This is a genomic window from Pseudomonas gessardii (assembly GCF_001983165.1).
GTDB classification, from domain to species: Bacteria; Pseudomonadota; Gammaproteobacteria; order Pseudomonadales; family Pseudomonadaceae; genus Aquipseudomonas; species Aquipseudomonas gessardii.
In genome coordinates this window covers 228,764-235,941 of record NZ_MNPU01000003.1, presented here as the reverse complement: position 1 = coordinate 235,941, position 7,178 = coordinate 228,764, and the positions used below count along the sequence as shown (strand labels likewise).

Annotated in this window: 6 protein-coding genes; 5 read left to right on the top strand and 1 reads right to left on the bottom strand. The window is 61.6% G+C overall.

All coding sequences use genetic code 11. The features are described from left to right. The coding region (locus tag BLL38_RS04415) for an RHS repeat-associated core domain-containing protein (protein ID WP_186352969.1) at positions 1–1,523 on the top strand (1,523 nt) is incomplete at its 5' end. A gap of 3 nt (positions 1,524–1,526) precedes the next feature. Beyond that, positions 1,527–1,910 (top strand): hypothetical protein, encoded by a 384-nt coding sequence (locus BLL38_RS04410; protein ID WP_076961439.1) that lies wholly within the window; start codon positions 1,527–1,529, stop codon positions 1,908–1,910. 26 nt (positions 1,911–1,936) lie between these two features. Here the strand turns inward: BLL38_RS04410 and BLL38_RS04405 are convergent, their stop codons facing one another. After that, the gene (locus tag BLL38_RS04405) at positions 1,937–2,566 is read right to left on the bottom strand and encodes a LysE family translocator (RefSeq protein ID WP_076961438.1); all 630 of its coding nucleotides are present in this window, start codon (positions 2,564–2,566) and stop codon (positions 1,937–1,939) included. 132 nt (positions 2,567–2,698) lie between these two features. Here BLL38_RS04405 and BLL38_RS04400 point away from each other — a divergent pair, with 132 nt between their 5' ends. The 3 genes from BLL38_RS04400 to BLL38_RS04390 all read left to right on the top strand — a co-directional run bounded on the left by BLL38_RS04400 (position 2,699) and on the right by BLL38_RS04390 (position 7,161). Further along, complete coding sequence (locus tag BLL38_RS04400; protein ID WP_076961437.1) at positions 2,699–4,093, top strand: aminotransferase-like domain-containing protein; 1,395 nt, start codon at positions 2,699–2,701, stop codon at positions 4,091–4,093. A 231-nt stretch (positions 4,094–4,324) separates the two neighbouring features. After that, positions 4,325–5,713, top strand: coding sequence for an amidase (locus tag BLL38_RS04395; RefSeq protein ID WP_076961436.1), 1,389 nt, complete (start codon positions 4,325–4,327; stop codon positions 5,711–5,713). Positions 5,714–5,808: 95 nt separating this feature from the next. Next, positions 5,809–7,161 carry a citrate-proton symporter gene (locus tag BLL38_RS04390; RefSeq protein ID WP_076961435.1) on the top strand — a complete coding sequence of 451 codons (1,353 nt, stop codon included), beginning with the start codon at positions 5,809–5,811 and terminating at the stop codon, positions 7,159–7,161. Positions 7,162–7,178: the final 17 nt, after the last annotated feature.

Genomic DNA, 7,178 nt, shown 5'->3' with positions numbered 1-7,178 from the left:
ACGACAAGGGCGGGCACCTTGCCACTGTCGACCTGAATGGCCGGACCCTCACCTCACACCTGTTCCAGGCCGGCCGCGAGCACCAGCGCCAGCAGGGCCAACTGCTCAGCCACTACCACTACGACGAGCAGGGCCGCCTGGCCCAACACGAACACGCCCACGGCCTGCGCCGCTACACCTACGACAAAAGCGGCAACCTCACCCGCCGGCTCGACACCCGCCAGGGCCAGCACGACTACCACTACGACCCCCTCGACCGCCTGACCCGCGCCGACCACTCCCAGGCCCCCACCGAACGCTTCGCCCACGACCCGGCGGGCAACCTGCTGATGCAAGACCGCCCAGGCCCCGGCATCGTCGTCGGCAACCGCCTATTACTGCAAGGCGACCGGCATTACGACTACGACGCTTTCGGAAACCTCATACGCGAACGCCGTGGCCGCGCACAGCAGTGGGTTACCGAATACCGCTACGACTGCCAGCACCGCCTGACCGGCGTCACCCAGCCGGACGGCAGCCAGGCCAGCTATCGCTATGACCCGTTTGGGCGGCGTATCAGCAAAACCGTGGCGGGCAAAACGACTGAGTTTTTCTGGCAAGGCGACAAGATCATCGCCGAGCACACGGCGGGTCAGCACCGCAGCTATCTCTACGAGCCAGATAGCTTCAGGCCGTTGGCCTTGTTGGAAGGGTTTGGTCCGGCCAATACGAAGGCCTTCCACTACCAACTGGACCACCTGGGTACGCCGCAGGAACTGACCAACGCGCAAGGCAAAATCGTCTGGTCCGCCCACTACCTCGCCTACGGCCAGATCGCCCGGTTGGATGTAGGAATTGTCGATAACCCGCTGCGTTTTCAGGGGCAGTATTTCGACCGGGAAAGCGGGCTGCATTACAACCGGCATCGCTACTACAATCCAGATAATGGCCGCTACCTGACGCCCGACCCGGTGAAATTGGCCGGTGGGTTGAACGGATATTTGTATGTGCCCAACCCTACGGGGTGGGTGGATCCGTTGGGGTTGAACTCATGCCCGGGCAAAGAAAAATGTGAGCCCGTAACTGAAGGCCAAAACCCGTCCACCAACACAGAAACCAACGAGGGCGCGCCCTCCGCTCCGACCCCCGCAACGAAAAAACAATATCTTTACAGGGGCGACTCCAGACATCCAAATGAAATTTTTAAACATGGATTCAAGAGTAGAGGAAAAAGCACGGACCTGCTCTTGCATTCAAGAGACAATACGAATCCACCAAGCAACTTTGTACCCACCTCAACCTCAAGGGACGTAGGTATGACATTTGCAACAAGTTTCGGATTAGAAGATGGCTTTTTGTACACCTTAAAAAAGATACCCGGTCGAGACGTCAACAAAGAATTAGGAATACTATCCGACTACAAAATAGAAAAAGAAATAGCCATCCCCGACCGTATTGATCGAAAAGACATATTAGGTGCAACCCCAGTAAACGAAGATGGTACAAGCGCAAACTACAGCTTAATAAACCCTTATAGAAAGTAACTCATGAAAAAAATAGAAATAAGCATACTCAACAAAGGCAATATTGAAAAAGCAACAGTTGAATATGATCGAAACACCGGTGCACTTTTTATAACCTTTTCCGACCAAACAAAAAAAACATACTCCGGATTGGATGTTTTCCGTTCATTTGGTTTACTACGAAAGGAATTTAGCGACATAAAGTTCCTGTGCAAAGGCTCAAAAATCAATGTTTTCCCTTCTGCGATGTCATCATCAATGTCGGGTGGACTGGTGGCCTATGAAATGAAGCTAGGTGAGCCTGACCCCGAAATGGTGCGCATATTCGATTATGAAGAACATGATCTGACGAGTGATATCGAGGAACAAGTTGAATTTCGCGAGCGTTGGGGAGACTCGCTAAGATAAAAAGGACGAAGCTATTTGATCGCAAGTCATGAGCCACGAGCCAACAACATCGCCACCATCAACAACAACACCGCCGTGACCTTCTGCAACAGCACCCGTTTGCGCGGCGACTCAAGCACATGCTTGATGCGCTGGCCGAAGTAGCAATACAGGCAGCCGCTGGCGAACTGCAGGATCAGGAATGTCAGGCCGAGGATGGCGATATCACCGGCGGCGCTGGCCTGCCCGACGGCGGCAAACTGCGGGAACACTGCGCTGAACAGGATGATTGCCTTGGGGTTGGACAAACCGGTGAGCAAGCCCTTGCCGAACAGGTCACGGGGCGTTTCCGGCCTTGGCCCGGCGGTGTTGATCTGCACGCCACTGCTGGTCCATTGCTTGTAGGCCAGGTAGAGAATATAGGCCACGCCCACCAGTTGAATGCCCTGGGTAATCAGCGGGTAGCCCTTGATCAACTCGGAAAAGCCCACGGCAAAGATCAGGATCGAAATCAGGTACGACACGCTGGCACCGAACTGGGCCGGCAAGGAATGGCGCAAGCCATCCTTCAGCCCCAGGCTCAGCAGCAGCAAGGTCATGGGGCCGGGGCTGAAGGCCAGGGTGGCGCACAGCACCAGGAAATACAGGAAGGACGACAGCGTAAGGGCAGTGACCATGGTGGGTAATTTCACGATGGGGAGGAATGTTGCGCAGTCTAGGGCGCAGATCCGGTGCCGGGCAGGTAAACTCGGCGGTTATTTACGCAGGCTTTACCGGCAAAGTGACCGGCAAACTTTTAGGACCTCACGATGCCCCTTCCGCAGATCCACTTCCACGACCACGCCCCCAAGGTCCAGCAGATCGTCGAGGCCTTCGCCCATGCTATCGAGCAAGGCGAACTGGCCGCCGGCAGCAAACTGCCGTCGGTGCGTGAGCTGGGAGCGCAGTTGGGTGTCGGAAAATTTACGGTCAATGAAGCCCTGGACCGCCTGCGTGGCCAACATCTGCTGACCTCGCGCCAGGGCCGTGGGCACTTTGTCGCCCAGCGCCAGACGCAGCCGTCGTCCAGCAACTGGGTGGACCTGCTGCCCCAGGATTTGCTCAGCGTGCTACGCCGCCCCATGCTGACCGGCCAGGGCGAGCTGCGCCCCGGTGGCGGCCACCTACCCGAAGACTGGCTCGATTCCGAGGCCTTGCGCCAGGCCCTGCGCAGTGTGGTGCGGGCCCCTTCCCTGCGCGTGGCCGGCATGGGCACGCCGGCGGGTTTCCTGCCGCTGCGCCAGGCCCTGCAACAAAAACTGCAGGGCGATGGCCTGGCGGTGCCGGTGGAACAGATCATCACCACACCCAGCACCCTGCAAGGCCTGGATATGTTGATGCGCCTGCTGGCGCGCCCCGGCGACACGGTGCTGCTGGATGCACCGTGCTATTTCAACTTCCACGCCAACCTGGCGTTGCATGGGGTCAAGGTGGTGACACTGCCGCGCGGCCCGGAGGGTTTCGACCTGGCGGCCCTGGAGCAGTTGCTCGCCGAAGAACGGCCCAGCCTGTATGTGACCACCAGCATCCTGCACAACCCCACCGGCCATTCCTTCAGCGCGGCCCAGGCCTTTGGGCTGCTGCAACTGATGCGCCAGCATCACTGCCATATCATCGAGGACGACCTCTACGGCGATCTGCACCCCAACCCGCCGCCCCGCCTGGCGGCACTGGCCGGGTTGGAGCAGGTGACCTACCTGGCGGGTTTCTCGAAAACCCTCAGCGCCAATACCCGGGTCAGCTATGTGGTGGCCGCGCCGCAACTGGCGGCCAACCTGACCAATATGAAGTTGATGAGCGGCGGCGTGACCTCGGAGCTGTTCGAGCAACTGGTCTACCGCCTGCTCAGTGAAGGCAGCTATGCCCGGCACCGCAAGCGCATGGTGCAGCGCCTGTTGGAAGCGGGCACCCGGGTGGAGCAATGGCTGCGCCGCTGTGGCTGTGAACTGCCCATGGGCTATGAGGCGGGGATGTTTATCTGGGCGCGCCTGCCGGCCGGGGTCAATGGGGAACAACTGGCCGAAGCGGGGCTCAAGCGCGGCATGGTGTTGGCGCCGGGGGCGTTGTTTGGGTATGAGCCGGGCGTGGGGGATTTTATGCGGTTCAATGTGGCGCATTGTGATGACCCACGGGTCCGGCAAGCCATCGAGCAATTGTTGCGCTGATCCCCTGTGGCTGGCTTACCCGCGATAGCAGTGTGTCAGCCCCCCCCCATGTATCAACTGATCGTCAGTCATCGCGGGCAAGCCCACTCCCACATGGGCTCGGTCGAGTGCACACAAAAACGCAACACTGTACCGCTTCAAATGTGATGGTCGCTGCTGCCCAGGGTTTATATAGTCCAGACCAACAGCCACCCGCCATGAGCCCCAGGGCCCATCACCAGGAAGCGCTCAATGACCGACCTTCACGACCTCACGGCCGCGCAATTGCTGGCAAGCTTCGCCAGCCGCCAGCTCTCCCCCATCGACTACTACGATCACCTGCTGGGCCATATCGACCGCTGGGAGCCGCAGATCCGTGCCCTGTATGCCTTCGATCCCGAGCAGGTGCGCCGGCAAGCCCAGGCCTCCACCGAGCGTTGGAACAAAGGCCAGCCCAATGGCGTGCTCGATGGCGTGCCCGTGACCATCAAGGAACTGGTGGCCACCGAGGGCACGCCGATTCCCCTCGGCAGCGCCGCCACCCGCTTGACCCCGGCCCTCAGGGACGCCCCGCCCGCCGCGCGGATGCGGGAAGCCGGGGCGATTGTGCTGGCCAAGACCACTGTCCCGGATTTCGGCATGCTCTCCTCCGGCCTGTCGAGCTTCCATGGCATCACCCGCAACCCATGGAATACCGCCAACAACACCGGCGGTTCCAGCTCGGGCGCTGCCGCTGCGGCCGCCGCCGGTTACGGGCCGCTGCATATCGGCACCGATATCGGCGGCTCGGTGCGCCTGCCCGCCGCCTGGTGCGGCCTGGTGGGGTTCAAGCCAACACTGGGGCGTATCCCGATTGACCCGTACTACACCGGCCGCACCGCCGGGCCCATGACCCGCACGGTAGACGACTGCGTGCTGATGATGCAGCACCTGGCCCGCCCCGACGCCCGCGACGCCACCAGCCTGCCGCCGCTGACCGGCGAGTGGAGCAACCAGCCGCTGTCGGTCAAGGGCCTGCGCGTCGGCCTGATGCTGGAACCCGGTGCCGGCCTGCAACCGGAAGGTTTCGTGTGCGCCGCGGTGGAGCATGCCGCGCGCCTGTTCGAGGCCCATGGCGCCAAGGTCACGCTGATCCCGCCGATCATGGACCGCGCCCAGCTCGACGGCCTCGACCAGTTCTGGCGCGCCCGGCAATGGGGCGACTTGTCGGCCTTGAGCAGCGAGCAGTTCGATAAGGTCTTGCCGTACATCCGCGACTGGGCCGCACCCGGTGCCGATATCAGTGGCGTGCAGGCCGTGCAGGGCTTCAACCAGACCTTCGAGATGCGCCGCCGCACCGCCCAGGCCTTCAACGACCTGGACCTGATCCTCTCGCCCACCAACCAGGTCAACGCCTTCCCCGCCCAATGGCCGTCGCCGAGCAATGACCCGCAACTGCCGTTTGAACACATCGTGTTCACCGTGCCCTGGAATATGGGCGAGCAACCGGCGCTGTCGATCAACTGTGGTTTTGCCGCCGATGGCATGCCCATCGGCCTGCAGATGATCGCACCGCGTTTTGCCGATATCTGGCTGCTGCAAATCGCAAAAACCTATGAGAGCTGGCGTGGCGCAATCCACCAATGGCCGAACCCGAACTGACCTTGACGCTGTAACTGAACTGCCCACCCACACGCCCGTTCCCCGGCCACAAGGCCGGGGCCTGGACGACCTATAACTAAAACCGAGGGGCTGGTATGCACACTGAACAATTGACTCGCGAGGGTCCCGAGCACACACACCAAACGCCGGCGCCGGATGCCGGGCGCAAGAGCATCTTCGCCGTGGTGCTGGGCAATGCCGTGGAGTTTTTCGACTTTGGGGTCTACGCGACCTTCGCGGTAATGATCGGCCACACGTTTTTCCCGTCTGACAGCGCCTTCGTCAGCTTGATGCTCTCGGTCACGGCCTTTGGCATCGGCTTTATCGTGCGGCCCCTGGGTGCGGTGCTGATTGGCGCCTACGCCGACCGCGTCGGGCGCAAGCCGGCGATGTTGCTGACCCTGGTGATGATGGCGGTGGGCACCGGCAGTATTGCGATATTGCCCGGCTACGAGACCATTGGGATCGCCGCGCCGATCCTGCTGGTGGTCACCCGCATGATCCAGGGCCTGGCCTGGGGCGGTGAAGCCGGCCCCGCCACCACCTATATCCTGGAAGCCGCGCCGCCGCACAAACGCGGCACCTATGCCTGCTGGCAAGTGGTGGCCCAGGGCGTCGCCGCCATGGCCGCCGGGTTGGTGGGTTATACCCTGACCCAAGTGATGTCCCCCGAAGACCTCAACAGCTGGGGCTGGCGCGTGCCGTTCGTGTTCGGCCTGCTGGTATTGCCGATTGGGATCTACATCCGCCGCAACCTGGCCGAGACCTTTCACGGCCAGGGCGAAACCACCAGCACCGGCGATCTGGTGCGCGAAGTCTGCGGCAAGCATCGGCGCGCCCTGGTCCTGGGCCTGCTGATCCTCTCGGGCAGCACCATCACCCAGTACTTCCTCAACTACATGACCACCTTTGCCCTCACCGAACTGAAGCTGCCCACCAGTATTTCCATGCTCTCGACCCTGGTAGCCGGTGCGGCCATGGCGGTGTGCGCCGTGGCCGGCGGCATGTTGTGCGACCGCTTCGGGCGCCGGGTGATCCTGATGACGCCCCGGGTGGTGCTGTTGCTGATCCTGTTCCCGGCCTTGCAATTGATGACCGAGCACCCCAGCCCCGCGACCTTCCTCCTGACCCTGGCGCTGCTCTCGGGCCTGCATGGCATGAGCGGCGCGGCGTTGATCGTGTTGTTGGTGGAGAGCTTCCCAAAATCCGTGCGCTCCACCGGTTTCTCCATCGTCTACGCCTTTGGTGTGGCGGCGTTTGGCGGCACCGCGCAGATCATCATCACCTGGCTGATCGGCACCACAGGCGACCCGATGTCACCGGTGTGGTACCTGCTGATCGCCAACCTGGTGTGCCTCAGCGCCGCCTGGTTCGCCAAGGAAACCCGGCCTGTGCTGCCCGGCACCCCGGCCCGCGAAACCCGGCTCACAGAAGCCCCGGTGCGCTGATTGATTTATCCCTGCTG

Bases quoted from the DNA above. Each gene is read 5' to 3' on its own strand.
- BLL38_RS04410 (WP_076961439.1), top strand. From the start codon at position 1,527: ATGAAAAAAATAGAAATAAGCATACTCAACAAAGGCAATATTGAAAAA.
- BLL38_RS04405 (WP_076961438.1), bottom strand. From the start codon at position 2,566: ATGGTCACTGCCCTTACGCTGTCGTCCTTCCTGTATTTCCTGGTGCTG.
- BLL38_RS04400 (WP_076961437.1), top strand. From the start codon at position 2,699: ATGCCCCTTCCGCAGATCCACTTCCACGACCACGCCCCCAAGGTCCAG.
- BLL38_RS04395 (WP_076961436.1), top strand. From the start codon at position 4,325: ATGACCGACCTTCACGACCTCACGGCCGCGCAATTGCTGGCAAGCTTC.
- BLL38_RS04390 (WP_076961435.1), top strand. From the start codon at position 5,809: ATGCACACTGAACAATTGACTCGCGAGGGTCCCGAGCACACACACCAA.